This is a genomic window from Erwinia sp. S43 (assembly GCF_016624745.1).
Lineage (GTDB): Bacteria > Pseudomonadota > Gammaproteobacteria > Enterobacterales > Enterobacteriaceae > Erwinia > Erwinia coffeiphila.
In genome coordinates, this window is sequence record NZ_JACVTX010000012.1 from 1 (window position 1) to 22,745 (window position 22,745).

16 protein-coding genes and 1 pseudogene are annotated in these 22,745 nt (G+C 54.9%); 13 read left to right on the top strand and 4 right to left on the bottom strand.

Going from position 1 to position 22,745, the window contains the following annotated elements:
* Positions 1 to 725: 725 nt before the first annotated feature.
* Positions 726 to 2,870, bottom strand: a complete 2,145-nt coding sequence (pta, locus tag IBT47_RS15190) for a phosphate acetyltransferase (protein ID WP_105591616.1) — start codon at positions 2,868 to 2,870, stop codon at positions 726 to 728.
* 137 nt (positions 2,871 to 3,007) lie between these two features.
* On the bottom strand, positions 3,008 to 4,210 hold the full coding sequence (ackA, locus tag IBT47_RS15195; protein ID WP_200561200.1) for an acetate kinase: 1,203 nt from the start codon (positions 4,208 to 4,210) through the stop codon (positions 3,008 to 3,010).
* A gap of 337 nt (positions 4,211 to 4,547) precedes the next feature.
* Between ackA and yfbV the strand changes: the two genes are divergently transcribed.
* The 5 genes from yfbV (at position 4,548) to IBT47_RS15220 (ending at position 9,547) form a co-directional block, all read left to right on the top strand.
* The gene (gene yfbV, locus IBT47_RS15200; protein ID WP_105591260.1) at positions 4,548 to 5,000 is read left to right on the top strand and encodes a terminus macrodomain insulation protein YfbV; all 453 of its coding nucleotides are present in this window, start codon (positions 4,548 to 4,550) and stop codon (positions 4,998 to 5,000) included.
* Between the two features lie 144 nt (positions 5,001 to 5,144).
* Entirely contained in the window at positions 5,145 to 5,639 is a 495-nt protein-coding gene (locus tag IBT47_RS15205; RefSeq protein ID WP_105591261.1) for a YfbU family protein, read from the top strand.
* Between the two features lie 13 nt (positions 5,640 to 5,652).
* Positions 5,653 to 6,312 carry a sugar phosphatase gene (locus IBT47_RS15210; RefSeq protein WP_200561202.1) on the top strand — a complete coding sequence of 220 codons (660 nt, stop codon included), beginning with the start codon at positions 5,653 to 5,655 and terminating at the stop codon, positions 6,310 to 6,312.
* 80 nt (positions 6,313 to 6,392) lie between these two features.
* Entirely contained in the window at positions 6,393 to 8,225 is a 1,833-nt protein-coding gene (locus tag IBT47_RS15215) for an SLC13 family permease (protein ID WP_200561204.1), read from the top strand.
* A gap of 467 nt (positions 8,226 to 8,692) precedes the next feature.
* Positions 8,693 to 9,547 (top strand): energy transducer TonB, encoded by an 855-nt coding sequence (locus IBT47_RS15220; RefSeq protein ID WP_200561206.1) that lies wholly within the window; start codon positions 8,693 to 8,695, stop codon positions 9,545 to 9,547.
* Positions 9,548 to 9,593: 46 nt separating this feature from the next.
* Here IBT47_RS15220 and yfbR read toward each other — a convergent pair whose 3' ends face one another.
* Together yfbR and IBT47_RS15230 are read right to left on the bottom strand one after the other, a co-directional pair.
* On the bottom strand, positions 9,594 to 10,190 hold the full coding sequence (gene yfbR / locus IBT47_RS15225) for a 5'-deoxynucleotidase (protein WP_105591267.1): 597 nt from the start codon (positions 10,188 to 10,190) through the stop codon (positions 9,594 to 9,596).
* 68 nt (positions 10,191 to 10,258) lie between these two features.
* The gene (locus tag IBT47_RS15230) at positions 10,259 to 11,473 is read right to left on the bottom strand and encodes a pyridoxal phosphate-dependent aminotransferase (RefSeq protein WP_200546162.1); all 1,215 of its coding nucleotides are present in this window, start codon (positions 11,471 to 11,473) and stop codon (positions 10,259 to 10,261) included.
* 1,022 nt (positions 11,474 to 12,495) lie between these two features.
* On the opposite strand from IBT47_RS15230, the gene lrhA reads away from it, so the two are divergent.
* The 8 genes and pseudogenes from lrhA (at position 12,496) to nuoH (ending at position 22,743) form a co-directional block, all read left to right on the top strand.
* Complete coding sequence (gene lrhA, locus IBT47_RS15235; protein WP_105591269.1) at positions 12,496 to 13,422, top strand: transcriptional regulator LrhA; 927 nt, start codon at positions 12,496 to 12,498, stop codon at positions 13,420 to 13,422.
* Positions 13,423 to 14,088: 666 nt separating this feature from the next.
* Complete coding sequence (locus tag IBT47_RS15240) at positions 14,089 to 14,526, top strand: NADH-quinone oxidoreductase subunit A (protein WP_105591270.1); 438 nt, start codon at positions 14,089 to 14,091, stop codon at positions 14,524 to 14,526.
* Between the two features lie 17 nt (positions 14,527 to 14,543).
* Positions 14,544 to 15,218 (top strand): NADH-quinone oxidoreductase subunit B family protein, encoded by a 675-nt coding sequence (locus IBT47_RS15245; RefSeq protein WP_105591271.1) that lies wholly within the window; start codon positions 14,544 to 14,546, stop codon positions 15,216 to 15,218.
* A 105-nt stretch (positions 15,219 to 15,323) separates the two neighbouring features.
* Positions 15,324 to 17,137: pseudogene (gene nuoC, locus IBT47_RS15250) on the top strand (NADH-quinone oxidoreductase subunit C/D).
* A gap of 2 nt (positions 17,138 to 17,139) precedes the next feature.
* Positions 17,140 to 17,655, top strand: a complete 516-nt coding sequence (nuoE, locus tag IBT47_RS15255) for an NADH-quinone oxidoreductase subunit NuoE (protein WP_105591273.1) — start codon at positions 17,140 to 17,142, stop codon at positions 17,653 to 17,655.
* Positions 17,652 to 18,992, top strand: coding sequence for an NADH-quinone oxidoreductase subunit NuoF (gene nuoF / locus IBT47_RS15260; RefSeq protein ID WP_105591274.1), 1,341 nt, complete (start codon positions 17,652 to 17,654; stop codon positions 18,990 to 18,992). The genes nuoE and nuoF overlap by 4 nt, the downstream gene beginning before the upstream one ends.
* A gap of 50 nt (positions 18,993 to 19,042) precedes the next feature.
* Positions 19,043 to 21,769: an NADH-quinone oxidoreductase subunit NuoG gene (nuoG, locus tag IBT47_RS15265; RefSeq protein WP_200561210.1), complete on the top strand. Its 2,727-nt coding sequence runs from the start codon at positions 19,043 to 19,045 to the stop codon at positions 21,767 to 21,769.
* Complete coding sequence (gene nuoH, locus IBT47_RS15270; RefSeq protein ID WP_105591276.1) at positions 21,766 to 22,743, top strand: NADH-quinone oxidoreductase subunit NuoH; 978 nt, start codon at positions 21,766 to 21,768, stop codon at positions 22,741 to 22,743. The genes nuoG and nuoH overlap by 4 nt, the downstream gene beginning before the upstream one ends.
* Positions 22,744 to 22,745: the final 2 nt, after the last annotated feature.

A 22,745-nucleotide genomic window follows, 5' to 3' on the forward strand; every position in this document is an offset into this window, starting at 1 on the left:
CCGACCGAGCCTTGTGCCCGCGTCCTGCGGGCACATCCTGGCTTCCTTTCTTCGTTCAGCGCTGCGGATTGCCAGCCGTGGCAGCCACCAGCCAGCACCGTGACAGCTGAGCTGTCTTCAGTTAAAAAACGTTTGTGATACGGAAAAGTGCAGCCCTGCATAATCTCTGTTTTACCAAGTGAATGACCAGATCGTGAAGCCGCCCGGTCTTTACTCCTGTCATTGCGTGGTTCACAGGATCTGAATCGGCGTATTTAGCAACCCGTAAGTGATTCAGGGCCTGTTCAGAGTCTGGACCGTCGTCTTTCTAAGAAAAGCGACATCTGTCGATTGAAGGGGGAACAGCCTGGGCGGGGGATTGAAGGCAATCCGCAGCGCGGAGGTGAAAGCAGCAGGCCAGGAGACGCCAGCCGGGAAGCGGGCGTCAGGCGGGGTCGGTACAGGGATGTACCGTCTCCGCCGGTCCGACAGGCCGGATGCTGTAACCGAGGGAACCACGCATCGCGTGGCGTGAGGACCGCCGGCAAACCCCGCCCAGGCTGGGCACCCATTTCCTGGTATCACAGCAACACCACCCGGAGATCGTAATATCCAGAACTACAGCCGCAACATCCAGATATTCAGCCCCTTGCCACCAGCCATAAAAAAAGCCGCTATCCCGAAAGATAGCGACTTTAATCGATCAGCATCAGGCCGTAAGACCTGCTACTGCATCAGAGCTTAAATCAACCTTCAGCCTGCTTGGACTGAATCGCCGTCAGCGCGATGGTGTAGACAATATCATCCACCAGCGCACCGCGAGACAGGTCGTTCACCGGCTTACGCATACCCTGCAGCATTGGACCGATGGAAATCAGATCCGCAGAACGCTGTACCGCTTTGTACGTGGTATTACCGGTGTTCAGATCCGGGAAGATAAACACCGTAGCACGGCCGGCAACCGGAGAGTTTGGTGCCTTAGACTTGGCGACATCGTCCATGATCGCGGCGTCATACTGCAGCGGACCATCGATAACCAGATCCGGACGTTTTTCCTGCGCGATGCGGGTCGCTTCACGCACTTTCTCAACGTCGCTACCGGCACCGGAGTTACCGGTAGAGTAGGAGATCATCGCAACGCGTGGCTCAATACCGAAGGCAGTCGCGGAATCCGCTGACTGAATGGCGATCTCTGCCAGCTGCTCCGGGTTCGGGTCCGGGTTAATGGCGCAGTCGCCGTAAACCAGAACCTGCTCAGGCAGCAGCATAAAGAACACGGAAGATACCAGCGAGCTGTTTGGCGCGGTCTTGATCAGCTGCAGCGGTGGACGAATGGTGTTCGCCGTAGTGTGCACCGCACCGGATACCAGACCGTCAACTTCACTGGCTTCCAGCATCATGGTGCCCAGCATCACGTTGTCTTCCAGCTGCTCCTGCGCGACCACTTCGGTCATGCCTTTGCTCTTACGTAGTTCAACCAGACGGGCAACGTAGTTTTCACGCACCACTGCCGGGTCAACAATCTCAATGCCTTTGCCCAGCTCAACGCCCTGCGCAGCCGCAACGCGCTGGATCTCTTCCGGGTTACCCAGAAGAATACAGGTAGCGATGCCGCGTTCGGCACAGATGGCTGCCGCTTTCACGGTACGCGGCTCGTCGCCTTCCGGCAGAACGATACGCTTGCCGGCTTTACGCGCCAGCTCGGTCAGCTGGTAGCGGAAGGCTGGCGGAGACAGACGACGGCTGCGCTCGGAAGCCGCAGTCAGCGACTCGACCCACTCGGCGTCGATATGGCTGGCAACGTATTCCTGCACGCGCTCAATGCGCTGAGTATCGTCGGCGGGCACTTCCAGGTTGAAGCTCTGCAGGCTCAGAGACGTCTGCCAGGTGTTGGTATCCACCATAAATACCGGCAGGCCGGTCTGGAATGCGCGCTCGCACAGTTTCTGGATCGGCGCGTCGATTGCATAACCACCGGTCAGCAGGATCGCACCAATTTCCACGCCGTTCATGGCGGCCAGGCAGGCAGCAACCAGCACGTCAGGACGGTCTGCGGAGGTCACCAGCAGCGAGCCCGGGCGGAAATGCTCAAGCATATGCGGCAGGCTACGTGCGCAGAAGGTCACTGACTTAATACGACGGGTCTGAATATCACCTTCGTTGATGATACGTGCATTCAGGTGGCGGCTCATGTCGATGGCGCGGGTGGCAATCAGATCGAAGCTCCACGGCACGCAGCCCAGAACCGGCAGCGGGCTGTTGGCAAACAGCTGCTTCGGATCGATGTTGGCGACGTTAGCCTTGGTGGAATCATCAAAGATTTCGGACAGATCCGGGCGGGTGCGGCCCTGCTCATCCACCGGTGCGTTCAGTTTGTTGATGATCACGCCGATAATGCTTTTATTCTTGCTGCCGCCGAAGCTGCTTTGAGTCAGCTCAATGCGCTCTTTCAGCTGTGCCGGAGAATCGTTGCCCAGCGCAGTGACGAACACAATTTCGGCATTCAGCGTTTTAGCAATTTCATAGTTCAGCGACTGCGCGAACTGATGCTTGCGCGTTGGCACCAGACCTTCCACCAGCACCACTTCCGCATCGCGGGTGTTTTCGTGGTAGCGGGCGATGATCTCTTCCATCAGCACGTCCTGCTGGTTGGAACCCAGCAGAGACTCCACGCGGCTCATTGCCAGCGGCTCAGCGGCCGGGATGCTGGAGTTTTTGCGGATGATGGTCGTGGTCTGATCCGGCGCATTGCCGCCGGTACGCGGCTGAGCGATCGGTTTAAACACGCTCAGACGAACGCCTTTACGTTCCATAGCACGAATTACGCCCAGGCTGACGCTGGTCAGGCCGACGCTGGTGCCGGTAGGGATTAACATAATAGTACGAGACACGATAACCTCTCTAATAGCCTGCATTTATCCGTCTGCATCAGTACCGATGGCATCTTTGCAGCGCAAACCAGGGCTATATCGTTACTTCTGCTCTCTGAAAACAACTCCGTCAGCCTGAGCTGACGGAGATTAGTAAATTAAGCGGTCAGGCGGGCTGCGTCCTGCGCGATAACCAACTCTTCATTGGTTGGGATCACGATGGCCGGACGGGTGCCTTCTTTGTTGATGAAACCTGATTTGCCGAAGCGGGCAGCCAGGTTACGCTCGTGGTCAACTTCGAAGCCCAGCAGCGCCAGTTTGCCCAGCGACAGTTCACGGACCATCGCCGCGTTTTCACCGATACCGCCGGTGAAGATAACCGCATCCAGGCGGCCATCCATCAGCGCCGCGTAGGCACCGATATACTTGGCCAGACGGTGGCAGTATACGTCCATCGCACGTTTTGCATCGGCTTTGGTTTCGTAGTTATCTTCAACATAGCGGCAGTCGCTGGTCACTTCGGTCAGGCCCAGCAGGCCAGACTCTTTGGTCAGCAGCTTGTTGATGGCGTCAACGTTCATGCCCAGTGTGTCGTGCAGGAAGAAGACCACAGCCGGGTCGATGTCACCACTGCGGGTGCCCATCACCAGGCCTTCCAGCGGGGTCAGACCCATTGAGGTGTCAACGCAAATGCCGTTGCGGATAGCTGAAACGGAACCGCCGTTGCCGAGGTGGCAGGTGATAATGTTAACGTCTTCAACCGGCTTGTTCAGAACTTTTGCCGCTTCCTGAGTCACATAGTAGTGGCTGGTGCCGTGTGCGCCGTAGCGACGAACGCCGTGTTCTTTATACAGTTTGTACGGCAGAGCGTAGAGGTAAGACTCTTCCGGCATGGTCTGATGGAAAGCGGTATCGAAAACGGCTACGTTTTTATCAGCCAGATGCGGGAAGTTTTTCAGCGCTTCATCAATACCGATCAGGTGTGCCGGGTTGTGCAGCGGCGCAAAATCAGAAGCGTCTTTGATGCCCTGGATAACAGAATCGTCAATCAGCACGGATTGGGTCAGTTTCTCGCCGCCGTGAACGATACGGTGACCGATTGCCGCGATTTGTGCTGAAAGTTCTGGTTTTTGTGCCAGAATAGTTTTAACCATGAAGTTTAGTGCTTCACTGTGCGCCGCGCCGGCACCCAGAGCCGCTTCCTGTTTAGCGCCGTCCAGTTTCCATTTGATACGGGCTTCCGGCAGGTGGAAGCATTCAGCTAAACCTGACAGGAATTCGTCACCGTTTGCCGGATCGATGATGGCAAACTTAAGGGAAGAACTACCGCAGTTCAGAACCAGTACTAACTTACTCGACATGGAAGGTCCTATTTATCAAAAGTGGCGAAATAAAAGTCAAACAGACTATCAGCGTAGCGCATGAAAGCTGGTACATTAATGACACATGTCATACTGACGAGAACTTTACAGAGATCGGCAGTAAAAAATTTTGGATATTTTACGGGATTTTTTTAAATCCTGTTCGATCTTTCATGGTCCGACCAGTTTTTGACCGCAGTTACCCGCTGTCCAGGGTCGAAAACGCGCTCAGGATAACCAGAGTGGCCCACAAAGACAAAATATTTTGAATAATGTCATGTAAAGTTGGTGTATTGCGGTTTTTTTTTAATTTTTATCTCTGAAGTTGAGGTCCGCTATGGCGAATGAATCCGGCTCCGTAGGTTGGTTCAAGCTGTTCCAAAATGGGCAGCATTATATGAAAACCTGGCCTGTCGATAAGCGCCTTGCGCCGGTGTTTCCTGAAAACAGGGTTACGCGCGCCACGCGTTTTGCAATTGCATTTATGCCGCCGCTGGCGGTGTTCACTCTGACCTGGCAAATCGCGCTGGGCGGCCAGCTTGGTCCCGCGGTTGCTACGGCGCTATTCGCCTGTAGTCTGCCGATGCAGGGACTGTGGTGGCTGGGTAAGCGTTCCATCACGCCGCTGCCGCCGACATTATTGACCTGGTTCCATGATGTGCGTGAAAAGTTACAGGCGGCGGGGCAGGCGATTGCTCCGGTGGAAGGCAAGCCGACCTATCAGTCGCTGGCCGACGTGCTGAAGCGCGCGTTCAAGCAGCTGGATAAAACTTTCCTCGACGATCTCTGATCTGTCACGATTGTTCATCGATTAACGCGTTACGTTATTCCTTAGCGGGTTTTCATCTGGAAACCCGTTTTGCATCAAAGAAGCTCCCCACGCGGCTGTGAGATCCTTATCCACAACTTAATTTCCGCAACCAGGGAGCCCCCGATGGACATGACCCCAGCCCAACGTTTAATTCTTTCCAATCAGTACCAGATTATGGCCATGCTTGATGCCGAAAATGCTGCACACTATCAGCGCTGCCAGATCATCATCAAGCGCGGTTATGGTTTGCAGATGCGCGAGCTGGATAGCGAACTCAGTCAGCTACCCGAAGCTGAATGCCGCACGCTGCTGGCAATGATGGAGATGCACCACGCGCTGCATATATCCTGGAGTAATCTGAAAGATGCGCAGGATATCGATCCGCGCAGGCTGCAATTTCTTGGCTTCGACGGCAACACCGAAGGGCGCTACCTCGGCTACACGCGCTTCATGATTGAGCGTGAAGGGCGCTATACGCATTTTCCTGCCGGCAGTCACCGGTTTGATGCGCAGGTTCCGATGTGGGAAAAGTATCAACGAATGCTTGCTGTATGGCACAATTGTCCGCGACAGTATCATTTGAGTGCGAACGAAATCGCACAAATTATTAACGCCTGATGAGGACGTCGCAGTGAAGTGTAAAGGTTTTCTGTTCGATCTGGATGGCACGCTGGTAGATTCCCTGACGGTTGTGGAGCGGGCCTGGAGTAACTGGGGGCGTCGTCGGGGGATTGAGACCGAAGAGATCCTGGCTTTTATCCACGGCAAGCAGGCCATCACCTCACTGCGTCACTTTATGCAGGGCGCCTCGGCTGAAGAAGTTCAGCAGGAGTTTCTGGCCCTTGAGCGCCTGGAAGCTGAGGACACGGACGGCATCGTAGCGCTGCCCGGGGCACTTTCCCTGCTGGCTACGCTGGACGAGCTGGAGATCCCCTGGGCGATCGTGACCTCCGGTTCTGTGCCGGTGGCCAGCGCCCGCCATGGCGCAACCGGGCTACCGGAGCCGCATGCATTTGTCACCGCTGAGCGCGTGGAACGCGGAAAGCCGGAGCCGGATGCCTATCTGCTGGGTGCGCATCTGTTGGGCCTGGAGCCGGAAGAGTGCGTGGTGGTGGAAGATGCCGCTGCGGGTATTCTTTCCGGTCTGGCGGCAGGCTGCCACGTGGTGGCGGTTAACGCGCCTGCCGATGCGCCGCGCCTCAGTGAAGTGGATATGGCGCTGACCTCGCTGGAAGAGCTGATCGTACACCGCGATCCTGACGGGACGGTGAATGTCCATCGTAAGCACTAATCCCTTGATTTAACCCCGCTATTGCGGGGTTTTTTTATGTCATGCTGTTGGCAACTGTAGCCGCCTGACGGGAATCTGCCGTGAACAATCAACTGCTCTGGGTACTTTGCCTGCTGGCTTTTGTGGTGATGCTTTTTATTACCGGCAAGCTGCGTATGGAAGTCGTTGCGCTGCTGGTCATTATTGCCTTTGTGCTGAGCGGCACGCTGACGCTGCAGGAGGCAACGCTCGGCTTTAGCGATCCTAACGTGATCCTGATCGCCGCGCTGTTTGTGGTCGGTGAAGGGCTGGTGCGCACCGGCGTGGCGCTGCAGCTGGGCGAGTGGCTGATTAAAGTGGCCGGCAACAGTGAGAGCCGCGTGGTGGTGCTGCTGATGCTAACCGTCGCCGGGCTGGGTGCGGTAATGAGCTCGACCGGTGTGGTAGCGATTTTTATTCCGGTGGTGTTGAGCGTCGCCGTCAAAATCAACAGCTCCCCCGGTCGCCTGATGATGCCGTTAAGCTTCGCCGGATTGATCAGCGGGATGATGACGCTGGTCGCCACGCCGCCCAACCTGGTGGTGAACAGCGAACTGGTACGCGAAGGGCTGAACGGTTTCGGCTTTTTCGCCGTCACGCCGATTGGGCTGGTGGTGCTGCTGTTGGGCATTGGTTATATGCTGCTGGCGCGTTTCTGGCTGGTGACGCCGACCGCCGCCGACCGCCCGGGGCAGGCGCGTCGCACCTTCCGCGAACTGATCCATCAATACCGGTTAAGCGGCCGTGCCCGTCGTCTGGCTATTCGCCCGGATTCTCCGCTGATTGGTCATCGACTGGACGATTTACAGCTGCGTGAGCGCTTCGGTGCCAGCGTGGTGGGACTGGAGCGCTGGCGTAAATTTCGCCGGGTGATGGTGCCGGTGACCGGCACCACCGAGTTTCGCAGCGGCGACGTGCTGCTGATCGATATGTCTGCCGCCGAGATCGATCTGCGCGAGTTTTGCAGCAGCCAGCAGCTGGAACCCATGGTGCTGCGCGGCGAATACTTTTCCGATCGCGCCCGCGACGTTGGCATGGCCGAAGTATCACTGCTTGCCGACTCACCGCTACAGGGAAAAAGTCTGAGGGAAATCGCGTTTCGTTCGCGTTACGGCATTAGCGTGGTGGGGATGCGGCGCGGCAGCGACGTGCTGGAAAACGCCTTTACCGATGAGCCGCTGGCGCTGGGCGATATTCTGCTGGTGATGGGCGACTGGAAAAAGATTGCCCAGATCCAGCAGCAGACCCAGCGCGATTTTATGGTGCTGAACCTGCCTGCCGAGGTGGATGAGGTCGCGCCGGCCAGCAGTCAGGCTCCGCATGCGCTGTTCTGCCTGGCGTTAATGGTAGCGATGATGCTGACCGAGGAGATCCCGAATCCGATTGCTGCGATCATTGCCTGCCTGTTAATGGGTAAGTTCCGCTGTATTGACGCGGAAAGCGCGTGGCGGTCGATTCACTGGCCGGGGCTGATTCTGATTGTTGGAATGATGCCTTTCGCGCTGGCGCTGCAAAAGACCGGCGGCGTGGCGCTAATCGTTGACGGGTTAATGCAGCTGGCGGGTGGGCACAGTCCGCAGGTGATGCTGGTCTGTCTGTTTGTACTCTGCGCCACCATCGGGCTGTTTATTTCCAATACCGCTACGGCGGTGCTGATGGCACCGATTGGCGTGGCGGCCGCGCATCAGATGGGCGTGTCGCCTTATCCGTTTACTATGGCGGTGGCCGTAGCGGCATCGGCGGCGTTTATGACGCCGGTGTCTTCCCCGGTGAATACGCTGGTTTGTGCGCCTGGCGGATATCGTTTCTTTGATTTTGTGAAGGTTGGGGTGCCGTTTACGCTGATTGTGATGGTGGTTAGCGTGTTGTTGATTCCACGGCTGTTCCCGTTCTGATTCTTTGCTGCTGGCCCCTCTCCCACATAGTGCTCGCTGGTTGTTAAGTTAAGTTTTAATGGCTTCAAAGTTCGATCGTGTTTTCTTAAAAGTCGATACCAGAATTCAACATCAAACGTGTGGCCTACCCGCCATGGGAATCTGTAATTCATAACGCACTAAGAAAGCCCCAATTCGGCTGCAGGGATGCGGACGAACAAAGTGAAGGAATCGCAAAGGGGGCCGGGTCCCGGCCGAACGCTGCGTGGAAGCGTCACGCTGAAGTTCTGATAATCCAGGGCGAGGCATCTGCCTCGCCCTGAATCCGCCACTGTCCTTTCCTGCCCGTACTGATTTCTTGCCAAATCCCCCCGACGTAAAAAAACTGCCGATTTAACAGAAAATTTATCCTCCGTATTCGTTTTATTAACCAGAGACCCGAATTCCCGGGGATGCCGTAGGGATTTATGTAATGAGGTTGGTTAGACATGGCAACGCCAGTGACGTTTGATGATGCGCAGCGCGCCGGTACAACGAGCTGGCTGACGGGCAGCCTGCTGGCGTTAGGCCTGCATATTGGTGCTGCTGTGTGGCTGATGTGGATGCCGCCGATTACCGCCGCCGATAATACCCCGCCTGCGGCGATTATGATCGAGATGGCGGATACCGCCCAGGCGGTGCTGACCGAACGGAACGATATCTCACCGGAAAGCCAGAATTCACAGGCCAGCGAAGAGAAGGTGAAAGAAGAGACACAGAGCGATGCCGCCGCTGCGCCTGCCGTCGATCCCGTGAAGCAGCCGGAAAAAGAGCCGGAGAAAGCGGTTCCCGAAGCCGAAAAACCGGATATCGCTCTGCGAGCCGCTCAGGGCGCGAAAACGAAAAAAGACCAAAAGGGCAAATCCCAGCAGGAAAAACAAAAAAAGCAGAAGCAGCAGCAGGCTCAGCATCAGCAGCAGGTTTCAGCAAAGCAGGCGGTTCAGGCTCAGGTGCAAACGCAGCAGGCCGAGCGCACCGCCGCGCAGAAAACCAACGCCAGCAGTTCGGTTTCCACGCCTCAGGAGGCAAGCTGGGCTGGGCGAGTGATGGCGCACCTGGAAAAGCGCAAGCGCTATCCTGAAGCGGCGCAGGAGCGTGGCGATACCGGCACCGTGCTGGTGCGATTCACCATTGATGATGACGGCAATGTGCTGAGCGCTTCGCTGGCGAGGAGTTCGGGCGTCGCCGAGCTGGATCGTGAGGTGCTGTCGCTGGTTAAACGCGCCTCTCCGGTGCCTGCGCCGCCCCCCGGCGCGCAGAAAACACTGACTGCGCCGGTAGCGTTTTTCCCTAAACGGGGCTGAGATAGCCTGAAGGTAGCCCCGGCCCCGTTGGGCGCTGCTTCACTCTTTACAGCGACTCCTGGCTGATTTCATCCAGAGACAGGCTAAAGCTGGGGATAAACACCTCAACAAAATAGTCCATTTCCGGGCTGTGGCGCTGGGAGAGGGTTTTCTCCAGTCGGGCTTTCGCCAGCAGGAATTCGTTATTGCCCGCCGACAGCTCTTCCAGGCATTTCAGATAGGCGCAAAGCGCATCTGCCTGTTTAACAATCGCCGTTTCCGCCTCGCTGTGCTGGTGCTCGTCAATCAGTGGAGCCCAGGCTGAGCGCAATTCTTCCGGCAGCATTTCAATCAGCTTCTTCTGCGCGATCTTCTCAATTTTTTTGTATTCATGGGCAATCTGCGCGTTGTAGTACTTTACCGGCGTGGGCAGATCGCCAGTCAGCACTTCGCTGGCGTCGTGATACATCGCCATCAGAGCGATACGGCCGGGGTCGAGATTGCCGTTAAATTTTTTGTTTTTAATCACCGCCAGCGCATGGGCAACCATCGCCACCTGCAGACTGTGTTCCGACACGTTTTCAGTGCGTACGTTACGCATTAACGGCCAGCGGTTAATCAGTTTCAGACGGGAGAGGTGGGCAAAAAAGTGGCTTTGATTCATCAGGTCTTTCCGTTTGCCCGGATAGCTACGCTGCCGCTATCCGGGACTGATATCTGAAGAGATGTGACTTACTGGTGGTAGCCGCCCAGGAAGCGGCCAAACTTGGTGATGGCCATTTCAAGATCGTCTACGCGCGGCAGGGTAACGATGCGCACATGGTCTGGCCACGGCCAGTTAAAGGCGCTGCCCTGCACCAGCAGGACTTTTTCCTGCAGCAGGAAATCGAGAACCATCTTCTGATCATCGTGGATATTGAATTTTTTCGCGTCGATTTTCGGGAACATATACAGCGCGCCTTCCGGCTTCACGCAGCTGACGCCGGGAATGTCGTTGATCAGCTCCCAGGCCCGATTACGCTGTTCATACAGACGGCCACCCGGCTGAATAAACTCGCTGATGCTCTGATAGCCGCCCAGCGCGGTCTGAATGGCGTGCTGTGCCGGAACGTTGGCGCACAGGCGCATCGACGCCAGCATTTCCAGGCCTTCAATATAGCCTTTTGCGTGCTTCTTCGGCCCGTTCAGTACCATCCAGCCCTGACGGAAACCGGCAACGCGGTAGGTTTTTGACAGGCCGTTAAAGGTAATGGTCAGCAGGTCCGGTGCCAGCGCGGCAATCGAGTGATGACGGGCGGCATCGTAAAGAATCTTGTCGTAAATTTCGTCAGCAAAAATAATCAGGTTGTGCTGGCGGGCGATCTCAACCACTTCCAGCAGCAGTTCTTTGCTGTATACCGCACCCGTCGGGTTGTTCGGGTTGATGATCACAATGCCGCGGGTGCGCGGGGTGATTTTGCTGCGAATATCGTCAAGGTCCGGGAACCAGCCTGCGGATTCGTCACAGAGGTAATGCACGGCCTTACCGCTGGACAGGGACACGGCAGCGGTCCACAGCGGGTAATCCGGGGCCGGAACCAGCATTTCGTCACCGCTGTTCAGCAGCGCCTGCATTGACTGAACGATCAGTTCTGATACGCCGTTACCAATATAGATATCTTCAACGGTCGTATCACGGACGCCCAAAGCCTGATAATGCTGCATGATGGCTTTACGCGCGGAATACAGGCCTTTGGAGTCGCAGTAGCCCTGTGCGCTGGGCAGATTACGGATCACATCGACCAGAATTTCGTCCGGGGCTTCAAAGCCGAAAGGGGCAGGGTTACCGATGTTAAGCTTGAGAACTTTATTACCTTCTTCTTCGAGGCGCTTGGCTTCTTTCAACACCGGGCCGCGAATGTCATAACACACATTATCCAGTTTGCTGGATTTATCAATTTGGGTCATCTCGGTCACCTTGACTTGCAGGAGGGTTTTCCTGCCGTGGAAAACTAAACGTTACACAATGTACTCCTCTCCTTAATGCTTTTGAAGGGTAGCCACCGGGTTTGGCGCGTTAATCGCGCTTTTTTCATGCGGCTCACACGACAGCGCGGAGGTTGTACAGTTTGTAGTATTAAATACTGTAAAGCTGATAATAATCATTACTTACAACTGTAAACGCTCTTGCAATGCTAAGTGTAGATTCTCCTTTTGAAAGAAAAATGTTGGGAGATGTTGCACAATTCATTAACGAAAAGTGGATTGATGATTGATGAAACAGTCAAAATAAAATTATCATTTGAGCGATTTTTAATCGCTTGCGCCTGCTGCACCAGGCTGAATCGTTTACCGGAGAGTTGTGCCCGTCAAACGATTGAATGAGTCCGATTCTTATAACGAAGTTTGATTTTAGTATATGCAAGTCTCATTGGAGTGCTGTTGCTGATAAAATCTTACTTTAGAGATAAGAATAATCGCATTTAGGCTTAAAAAGTAGGCGACAGTATGTCAGGATAACTTTCAGGAGACTTTACGCCGGTTTGCAGAGGTCTTCTGGTAATAAAAAAATGGTTTTTATACCCTGAAAGGGTAAGGAATGCTTAATATTCCTCCGGCATTGATGCTAAATGATTGCCACAGACTTTCCAGTTTGAATCTGCACTGTTAGATCCAAAAACGCGCGCATTTTTACCTAAAGTTTGTCGGAGCCAGCGGGAATCCGGTATCTGATTACCGCTTATGGGTTAGTACAGTGTGCAATCGTGATTAATCAGAGTCGGACACCTTTTTACCGCTCGCGTTGCGCACCGCCTGAGCCGATCGGAGTGTTGTGTAGGGTCTTACAGTGAGAGTTTACGTCATACTTCAGCCGGGAGTACCGGTTCCCGCTGATGGAATTATGCATTGATTATCGACTTATCTTTTTGATAAGAAAGTAATAACACCAGGGTAGCTGTTCGTAAAAAACTTATAAAGTGAAGAAAAACATGACTAGTGCAAATCGTCCGATACTTAATCTCGACCTCGATCTGCTGAGAACTTTTGTAGCCGTAGCCGATCTGAATACTTTTGCCGCTGCTGCTGCTGCTGTGTGCAGAACCCAGTCAGCAGTTAGCCAGCAGATGCAGCGTCTGGAACAACTGGTTGGCAAAGAACTCTTCGCCAGGCATGGGCGCAACAAGTTGCTGACTGAACATGGTATTCAGCTGTTGGGTTATGCGCGAAAAATCCTGCGCTTTAATGATGAAGCCTGCACGTCACTTATGTACAGCAATGTTCAGGGCGTGCTGACTATCGGCGCATCTGACGATACATCCGATACCATTTTACCGTTCCTGCTAAACCGCGTGACTTCGGTTTATCCGAAGCTGGCCATCGACGTACGCGTGAAGCGTAACCCGTTTATGATGGAAATGCTGAATCAGGGCGAGGTTGATCTGGTTGTGACGACCTCCAGCCCGATGAACTTTGCCTGGCAGGTACTGCGCACGTCGCCAACGCTGTGGTACTGCGCTGCGGATTACATCTTCCAGCGTGGAGAGGCCATTCCTCTGGTCCTGCTGGATGAACCAAGCCCTTATCGTGATATGGCGATTGATCACCTTAACGAAGCCGGCATCCCATGGCGTATCTCTTATGTTGCTTCTACGCTAGCTGCGGTTCGTGCTGCGGTGAAAGCTGGTCTTGGCGTGACCGCTCGCCCGGTAGAGATGATGAGCCCGGAACTACGTGTTATGGGCGCTGCGGAAGGTTTGCCTGTTCTGCCGGATACCGAATATCTGCTGTGCCGCAATCCGGATAGCGACAACGAACTGGCACTGGCGATCTTCAATGCCATGGAGTCCAGCAACGATCCTTATGCTCTGGTCAACGCAAATCCAGACGGTACGGCGCTGCTGGATGAGGATGAGTAATCTGTCAGATTAGACGCTGATGTTTATCATTCTCATAGCTAAATTGTAATAAATTAATGAATAACAGCCTTTCAGTGTTTTTTTAACCTGAAAGGCTTTTTTTTGTCATTTTAACGTCATCTAAATGCGCTTTCTTCATCAGAAAAAAGTGTTCCTGCTGCCCTTGGCCATAACACCTTTAAACCGCTCACGCCATTGCCAGAGACGTCAGTATCATTCGTGCGATGAATTGATTTTGCACAATCCTTGCTGACCAAAAATTGGCCATAAAACACAGAAGTGTGTCCTCGATCAAAAAAATAACCCTATTAAGGGGCAGGAAAATATGATTATTCCTGCCAAAATAGAGATTGTTAAATACGCGATCCGAACATGGTTTTAGCTGCTACATTTTTATCAGGTCCTACCACTGACACGATTTAGCTTATTTTATGAGCATTAATTGTTAAAATAATGTTGCATCTGTAAATTAGCATGCGGATACTTTTGTCAAAGTTGACAAAAGGTTATTGAAAGGAGTAAAAAACCCCATAAAATAGCTGCCTAATCAAAAGAGGCAGTAAAATTTATAAGGTTTTTTATTTTTCCCTTGAATCGTTGTGGTGTGTTAACTGCCAGAGATTAGAGCAGGACGCGAAACACCACTTTTGGTGAGTAAGCAAGAGTATGTCAACAACCACAGAAGTCGTCGCCCATCACTGGGCATTCGCTGTTTTTCTGATCGTTTCAGTCGGTCTTTGTTGCCTGATGTTGGCCGGAGCGTGGTTCCTGGGCGGAAAAGGCCGGGGAAGGTACAAAAACACGCCTTTTGAGTCAGGAGCTCCTTCCGTCGGTAGCGCAAAACTGCGCCTGTCTGCCAAATTCTATCTGGTAGCAATGTTCTTCGTTATCTTCGACGTTGAAGCCCTCTATCTCTACGCATGGTCGACAGCGATTCGCGAAAGCGGATGGGTCGGTTTTGTGGAAGCCGCCATTTTCATCTTGGTATTGCTTGCTGGTCTGGTTTATCTGGTTCGCATCGGCGCGCTGGACTGGGCTCCTGCCCGCCGTCGCTTTGACGTGAAGCCAACCACCATCTCGCACTCCAACCGTAATACGCAGTAACAGCGAGGCAAATAGACATGGACTATACGCTCACCCGCATAGACCCGAACGGTGAGAATGACCGTTACCCCCTGCAAAAACAGGAGATCGTCTCCGATCCCCTGGAAAAGCACGTTCATCAAAACGTCTACATGGGCAAGTTAGAACACGCCATGCATGACCTGGTGAACTGGGGACGCAAGAACTCCCTCTGGCCGTTTAACTTCGGTCTTTCCTGTTGCTATGTCGAAATGACCACGTCGTTTACTTCGGTACACGACGTGGCGCGTTTTGGCTCGGAAGTTATTCGTGCTTCGCCTCGCCAGGCCGACTTCATGGTGGTTGCAGGAACCTGCTTTACCAAAATGGCACCCGTTATTCAGCGCCTGTACGACCAGATGCTGGAACCTAAGTGGGTGATTTGCATGGGAGCCTGTGCCAACTCAGGTGGCATGTACGACATCTATTCCGTGGTTCAGGGCGTTGATAAGTTCCTGCCGGTCGATGTGTATATTCCAGGCTGCCCGCCGCGCCCTGAAGCCTATATGCAGGCGCTGCTGCTGCTGCAGGAATCGATTGGTAAAGAGCGCCGTCCGCTGTCGTGGGTGGTCGGCGATCAGGGTGTGTATCGCGCCAATATGCAATCCGAGCGCGAGCGTAAACACGCTGAGCGTATCGCGGTAACAAACCTGCGCAGCCCTGACGAGATTTAAGCCAGGCAGTTTATGGATGAGGTCAGCAACAGCACAACAAGACTACAAAGCAACGTGCGCCGACCCGCCTTACGCCAACACTGAGTGCCTGTCGGACAGGCCAGAATGGTGAACAACTTATGACAGACTTAACCACGCAAGATCTCGCACAGCCTTTATGGCAAACCCGCGACCACCTGGATGACCCGGTGATCGGCGAGCTGCGTAACCGTTTTGGGCCAGATGCCTTTACCGTACAACCAACCCGTACCGGGATCCCGGTTGTCTGGGTGAAACGTGAGCAGTTGTTAGAAGTAATTGAGTACCTGCGCAAGCTGCCTAAACCCTATGTCATGCTGTATGACCTGCATGGTATGGATGAGCGTCTGCGTACCCACCGTGCCGGTTTACCGGCGGCGGATTTTTCCGTTTTCTATCACTTCATCTCCATTGAACGTAATCGCGACATTATGCTCAAGGTGGCGTTGTCTGAAAACGATCTGAATGTGCCGACCATCACCAAAATTTTTGCCAATGCCAACTGGTATGAGCGTGAGACCTGGGAGATGTTCGGGATTAATATCGTGGGCCACCCGCACCTGACGCGCATTATGATGCCGCAGAGTTGGGAAGGGCACCCGCTGCGTAAAGACTATCCGGCCCGTGCGACCGAATTCGATCCCTTTGAGCTGACCAAGCAAAAAGAAGATCTGGAAATGGAAAACATGACCTTCAAGCCGGAAGACTGGGGCATGAAGCGTGGGACCAATAATGAGGACTATATGTTCCTCAACCTGGGCCCTAACCACCCGTCTGCGCACGGTGCGTTCCGTATCATCCTGCAGCTGGACGGCGAAGAGATCGTCGACTGCGTGCCGGATATCGGCTACCACCATCGCGGTGCTGAGAAGATGGGCGAGCGTCAGTCATGGCACAGCTACATCCCTTACACCGACCGCATCGAGTACCTTGGCGGCTGCGTTAACGAAATGCCGTACGTACTGGCAGTAGAAAAACTGGCCGGAATAAAAGTGCCGGAGCGCGTGGAAGTGATTCGCGTCATGCTGTCAGAACTGTTCCGTATTAACAGCCACCTGCTGTACATCTCTACTTTTATTCAGGACGTCGGCGCTATGTCTCCGGTGTTCTTTGCCTTTACCGACCGCCAGAAAATTTATGACGTTGTGGAAGCGATCACCGGCTTCCGTATGCATCCGGCCTGGTTCCGCATCGGCGGCGTGGCGCATGATCTGCCGAACGGCTGGGAACGCCTGCTGCGTGAGTTCCTCGACTGGCTGCCAAAACGTCTGAAAGCCTACGAACAGACTGCGTTAAAAAATACCGTCCTGATTGGCCGTGCCAAAGGCGTTTCTGCCTACAACATGGAAGAAGCGCTGACCTGGGGCACCACCGGTGCGGGTCTGCGTGGAACCGGTCTGGACTTTGACGTGCGTAAATGGCGCCCTTACTCCGGCTACGAAAACTTTGATTTCGAAGTGCCAATTGGTGGGGGTGTGAGCTGTGCTTACACCCGCGTGATGCTCAAAATGGAAGAGATGCGCCAGAGTATGCGTATCTTGGAACAGTGCCTGAAAAACATGCCTGCCGGTCCATTTAAAGCCGACCATCCGCTGACGACGCCACCGCCTAAAGAGCGCACGCTGCAGCATATCGAAACCCTGATCACGCACTTCCTGCAGGTTTCCTGGGGGCCAATTATGCCTGCCAACGAATCCTTCCAGATGATTGAAGCGACGAAGGGGATTAACAGTTACTACCTGACCAGTGATGGCAGCACGATGAGCTACCGCACACGCGTGCGCACGCCGAGCTTCCCGCACCTGCAGCAGATCCCTTCGGTGATCAACGGCAGCCTGGTATCCGACCTGATCGTATACCTCGGTAGTATCGATTTTGTTATGTCAGACGTGGACCGCTAATTATGCACGATCAAAGAATTGCGATCGAAACGATCGATGAATCCGGGGCTTTCATGCTGAGTGCGGCAGAGCGCGATGCCATCGAGCATGAAAAGCACCACTATGAAGATGCTCGCGCAGCGTCAATTGAAGCGCTGAAAATCGTTCAGAAACAGCGTGGCTGGGTGCCGGACGGCGCAATCCATGCGATTGCCGACGTGCTGGGCATCCCAGCCAGCGATGTGGAAGGTGTGGCAACGTTTTACAGCCAGATCTACCGCACGCCGGTGGGCCGCCATGTGATCCGCTACTGCGACAGCGTGGTGTGCCACATCACCGGCTTCCAGGGCATTCAGGCCGAGCTGGAAAACAAGCTCAATATCAAGCCGGGCCAGACGACCGCTGACGGGCGCTTTACTCTGCTGCCGACCTGCTGTCTTGGCAACTGCGACAAGGGACCGGTGATGATGGTGGATGAAGATACCCATGTTCATCTGACGCCGGAAGGCCTCGCCAACTTACTGGAGCAGTATCAATGAAAACGATTATTCGTACTGCCGAAACGCATCCGCTGACGTGGCGCATGCGTGAAGATAAGCAGCCGGTATTCTTCGATGAATACCGCAGTAAGAATGGCTATGCCGGTGCTGAAAAAGCGCTGAAGTCCATGTCGCCGGAAGAGATTGTAGGCCAGGTAAAAGACTCCGGTCTGAAAGGCCGCGGCGGTGCGGGCTTCTCCACCGGTTTGAAGTGGAGCCTGATGCCGAAAGATGAATCCATGAACATCCGTTACCTGCTGTGTAACGCCGATGAAATGGAGCCGGGCACCTATAAAGATCGCCTGCTGATGGAGCAGATGCCGCACCAGCTGGTGGAAGGCATGCTGATCGGTGCCTTTGCGCTGAAAGCCTACCGTGGCTACATCTTCCTTCGCGGTGAATACATTGAGGCGGCTGCGAACCTGCGCCGTGCGATTGCCGAAGCGACCGAAGCGGGCCTGCTGGGTAAAAACATCCTCGGTACCGGTTTTGACTTCGAACTTATCGTTCATACCGGTGCGGGCCGCTATATCTGCGGTGAAGAAACGGCGCTGATCAACTCGCTGGAAGGCCGTCGTGCCAACCCGCGCTCCAAGCCGCCGTTCCCGGCTTCAGCCGGTGCATGGGGCAAGCCGACCTGTGTCAACAACGTGGAAACCATCTCTAACGTCCCGGCGATTATTGCTAACGGCGTTGACTGGTACAAAAACATCTCCACCAGTGAAGATGCCGGTACCAAGATGATGGGCTTCTCCGGCCGCGTTAAGAATCCGGGCGTGTGGGAGCTGCCGTTTGGTACCACCGCGCGTGAGATCCTGGAAGATTATGCCGGTGGCATGCGTGACGGCCTGAAGTTTAAGGCGTGGCAGCCGGGTGGAGCAGGGACAGACTTCCTGACCGAACAGCACCTCGACCTGCCGATGGAATTTGCCAGCATTGGTAAAGCCGGTAGTCGTCTGGGTACTGCGCTGGCCATGGCCGTCGACCATGAAATCAATATGGTGTCGCTGGTACGCAATCTGGAAGAGTTCTTTGCCCGTGAATCCTGCGGCTGGTGTACGCCGTGCCGCGATGGCCTGCCGTGGAGTGTGAAAATTCTGCGCGCGCTGGAACGTAAACAGGGACAGCCGGGGGATATCGAAACCCTGCTGCAGCTCTGTCGTCAGCTTGGCCCGGGTAAAACCTTCTGTGCGCACGCACCTGGTGCAGTAGAGCCACTGCAAAGTGCCATCAAATATTTCCGCGAAGAGTTCGAAGCGGGGATGGCACCTCAGGTATACAGCAACGCGCACGCGATTAGCGGCATCCAGCCGAACCTGTTAAAGGCTCGCTGGTAAGCAAAGTTTAACGCCCGTTTTTTATCGGGCCTTACGGAAGCATGTTCACTATGGCTACAATTCATGTAGACGGTAAAGAATATGATGTTGATGGTGCAAACAACCTGCTGCAGGCCTGTTTGTCCCTCGGCTTAGATATTCCTTATTTCTGCTGGCACCCTGCGCTCGGTAGCGTCGGTGCCTGCCGCCAGTGTGCGGTGAAGCAGTTCCAAAATGCCGAAGATACCCGTGGTCGTCTGGTAATGTCCTGCATGACGCCAGCCTCCGACGGTACCTTCATCTCTATTGATGACGGCGAAGCAAAAGAGTTCCGCGAAAGCGTGGTGGAGTGGCTGATGACCAACCACCCGCACGATTGTCCGGTATGTGAAGAGGGGGGTAACTGCCACCTTCAGGATATGACGGTCATGACCGGCCACAGCTTCCGCCGCTACCGTTTTACCAAGCGTACCCACCGCAATCAGGATCTCGGTCCGTTCATTTCTCATGAAATGAACCGCTGTATCGCCTGCTATCGCTGCGTGCGTTACTACAAAGACTACGCAGACGGTAAAGATCTGGGCGTATACGGTGCCCACGACAACGTCTACTTCGGTCGCCCGGAAGACGGCGTGCTGGAAAGTGAATTTTCCGGCAACCTGGTTGAAATCTGCCCGACTGGCGTGTTCACCGATAAAACCCACTCCGAGCGCTACAACCGTAAGTGGGATATGCAGTATGCGCCAAGCATTTGCCAGCAGTGCAGCATCGGCTGTAACACCAGCCCGGGCGAACGCTATGGCGAACTGCGCCGTATCGAAAACCGTTATAACGGCACCGTTAACAGCTACTTCCTTTGCGACCGTGGCCGTTTCGGCTATGGCTACGTCAATCTGAAAGATCGTCCGCGCCAGCCTATGCAGCGCCGTGGCGATGACTGGATCGCCCTGAACGCCGAGCAGGCAATGCAGGGGGCGGCAGACGTGCTGCGTCAGGCCTCCAAAGTGATCGGCATTGGTTCCCCGCGTGCCAGCGTAGAAAGCAACTTTGCACTGCGCGAGCTGGTCGGCGCTGAAAACTTCTCTACCGGTATCCCGGCAGGAGAGCAGGCCCGTCTGGATCTGATGCTGGAGATCCTGCGCGACGGCGGTATCCATACACCGTCCCTGCACGATATTGAAAGCTACGATGCAGTGCTGGTGCTTGGGGAAGATCTGACCCAGACCGGTGCGCGCGTTGCGCTTGCCGTCCGTCAGGCGGTGAAGGGTAAATCCCGTGAGATGGCAGCGGCGCAGAAAGTGGCCGACTGGCAGATCGCCGCGATCCTCAATATCGGTCAGAACGCTAAACATCCACTGTTTGTGACTAACGTCGACCAGACCCGTCTGGACGATATTGCCGCGTGGAGCTACCGTGCCCCGGTTGAAGACCAGGCGCGTCTGGGCTTCGCGATTGCCCACGAGCTGGATGCCAGCGCACCGGCAGTCAGCGATCTGGATAAGTCACTGGACGGTAAAATCGACGTGATCGTGCAGGCGCTGGCCGGTGCGAAGAAACCGCTTATCGTTTCCGGCACCAACTCCGGCAGCGAAGCGGTGATTCAGGCGGCTGCCAACGTGGCGAAAGCGCTGAAAGGCCGTGGCCAGGATGTCGGTATTACCCTGTTGGCGACCGCCAGTAACAGCATTGGCCTTGGCATGATCGGCGGCCACTCTCTGGATGCGGCACTCCAGGAGCTGGAAAGCGGTTCTGCGGATGCGGTTATCGTGCTGGAAAACGATCTCTATCGTCAGCTGCCGAAAGCTCGGGTCGATGCCGCACTGAAAAATACGCCAAACGTGATTGTTATCGATCACCAGCGTACCGCCACCACTGAAAAAGCCGGTCTGGTTCTCTCCACCGCCAGCTTCGCGGAAAGTGACGGTACCGTGGTGAACCAGGAAGGTCGTGCTCAGCGCTTCTTCCAGGTTTATGACCCGGCTTATTACGACAACAAAGTTGAGATGCTGGAAAGCTGGCGCTGGCTGCACGCGCTGCAAAGCACCATTAACAGCCGCGAGCCGGACTGGACCCAGCTGGATCACGTCATTGATTCCTGCGTGGTTGCGCTGCCGCAGCTGGCGGCGATCAAAGATGCTGCACCGGATGCCAGCTTCCGTATTCGCGGACAGAAACTGTCGCGTTCACCGATTCGCTCCAGTGGACGTACTGCGATGCGCGCCAATATCAGCGTGCATGAACCGCGTCAGCCGCAGGATAAAGACACGATGTTTGCCTTCTCGATGGAAGGTAACAACCAGCCGGGTGCGGCACGTTCGCAGATCCCATTTGCCTGGGCTCCAGGCTGGAACTCACCGCAGGCGTGGAACAAATTCCAGGCCGAAGTGGGCGGCAACCTGCGTAATGGCGATCCGGGCGTGCGTCTGTTTGAAGCGGGCCCGTCACAGCTGGATTGGTTTGAGAAAATCCCGGCCGCGTTTGTGGGCAGTGAAAACCGCTGGCGTGTCGCGCCGTACTTCCACCTGTTTGGTAGTGAAGAAATGACCCAGCGCTCACCGGTTATGCAGAAACGTATGCCGGAAGTTTATGTGATGGTTAACCCGAATGATGCGGCGAAACTCGGCGTTAACGCCAACAGCGCCGTTCAGTTCAACTGCCAGGGTGAAACCCTGCGCCTGCCGGTGCGTTTCTCAAGCCACCTGCAGGCAGGGCAGGTCGGTCTGCCACTGGGCTTACCGGGTATCCCTCCGTTCCTGTCGGGCGCTGAAATCGACAATCTGCAGGAGGCGGCACAATGAGCTGGTTGACACCGGAAGTTATCGACATTTTGATTGCCGTCGGCAAAGCACTGGTCATCCTGATGGTGGTGGTGGCCTGCGGCGCGCTGATGAGCTTTGGCGAACGCCGAATTCTCGGCCTGTTCCAGAACCGCTACGGTCCTAACCGCGTCGGCTGGGGCGGATCGCTGCAGCTGGTGGCGGATATGATCAAAATGTTCTTCAAAGAGGACTGGATACCGCCATTTACCGACCGTGTGATCTTCACCCTTGCGCCGATGATCGCCTTTACCTCGCTGCTGCTGGCGATGGCAATTGTGCCGGTTACCTCTACCTGGATGGGGGCGGACCTGAATATCGGTCTGCTGTTCTTCCTGATGATGGCCGGTCTGGCGGTTTATGCCGTGCTGTTCGCGGGCTGGTCGAGTAACAACAAATACTCGCTGCTGGGTGCCATGCGCGCCTCGGCCCAGACCCTGAGCTACGAAGTGTTCCTCGGCCTGTCGCTGATGGGCGTAGTGGCGCAGGCTGGCTCGTTCAACATGCTGGATATCGTTAACAGCCAGGAACATATGTGGAACGTGATTCCGCAGTTCTTCGGCTTCCTGACCTTCTGCATCGGCGGCGTAGCGGTGTGTCACCGCCATCCGTTTGACCAGCCGGAAGCGGAACAGGAACTGTCGGACGGTTATCACATTGAATACGCCGGTATGAAATTCGGCCTGTTCTTCGTCGGTGAGTACATCGGTATCGTTACCGTTTCTTCACTGATCGTGACGCTGTTCTTCGGTGGATGGAACGGTCCGTGGCTGCCGCCGATTTTCTGGTTCGCCATCAAAACGGGCTTCTTCATGATGATGTTCATTTTGATCCGTGCTGCGTTACCGCGTCCGCGCTATGACCAGATGATGTCGTTCGGCTGGAAAGTTTGTCTGCCGTTGACGCTGTTGAACCTGCTGGCGACTGCCGCAGTGATTCTGTACACGGCGCAGTAAGG

Coding starts and splice junctions, on each gene's coding strand:
- nuoE (WP_105591273.1), top strand. CDS start 17,140: ATGCACGATCAAAGAATTGCGATCGAAACGATCGATGAATCCGGGGCT.
- nuoF (WP_105591274.1), top strand. CDS start 17,652: ATGAAAACGATTATTCGTACTGCCGAAACGCATCCGCTGACGTGGCGC.
- IBT47_RS15205 (WP_105591261.1), top strand. CDS start 5,145: ATGGACATGACCCCAGCCCAACGTTTAATTCTTTCCAATCAGTACCAG.
- IBT47_RS15220 (WP_200561206.1), top strand. CDS start 8,693: ATGGCAACGCCAGTGACGTTTGATGATGCGCAGCGCGCCGGTACAACG.
- yfbV (WP_105591260.1), top strand. CDS start 4,548: ATGGCGAATGAATCCGGCTCCGTAGGTTGGTTCAAGCTGTTCCAAAAT.
- nuoG (WP_200561210.1), top strand. CDS start 19,043: ATGGCTACAATTCATGTAGACGGTAAAGAATATGATGTTGATGGTGCA.
- nuoH (WP_105591276.1), top strand. CDS start 21,766: ATGAGCTGGTTGACACCGGAAGTTATCGACATTTTGATTGCCGTCGGC.
- IBT47_RS15230 (WP_200546162.1), bottom strand. CDS start 11,473: ATGACCCAAATTGATAAATCCAGCAAACTGGATAATGTGTGTTATGAC.
- lrhA (WP_105591269.1), top strand. CDS start 12,496: ATGACTAGTGCAAATCGTCCGATACTTAATCTCGACCTCGATCTGCTG.
- IBT47_RS15245 (WP_105591271.1), top strand. CDS start 14,544: ATGGACTATACGCTCACCCGCATAGACCCGAACGGTGAGAATGACCGT.
- yfbR (WP_105591267.1), bottom strand. CDS start 10,190: ATGAATCAAAGCCACTTTTTTGCCCACCTCTCCCGTCTGAAACTGATT.
- ackA (WP_200561200.1), bottom strand. CDS start 4,210: ATGTCGAGTAAGTTAGTACTGGTTCTGAACTGCGGTAGTTCTTCCCTT.
- IBT47_RS15240 (WP_105591270.1), top strand. CDS start 14,089: ATGTCAACAACCACAGAAGTCGTCGCCCATCACTGGGCATTCGCTGTT.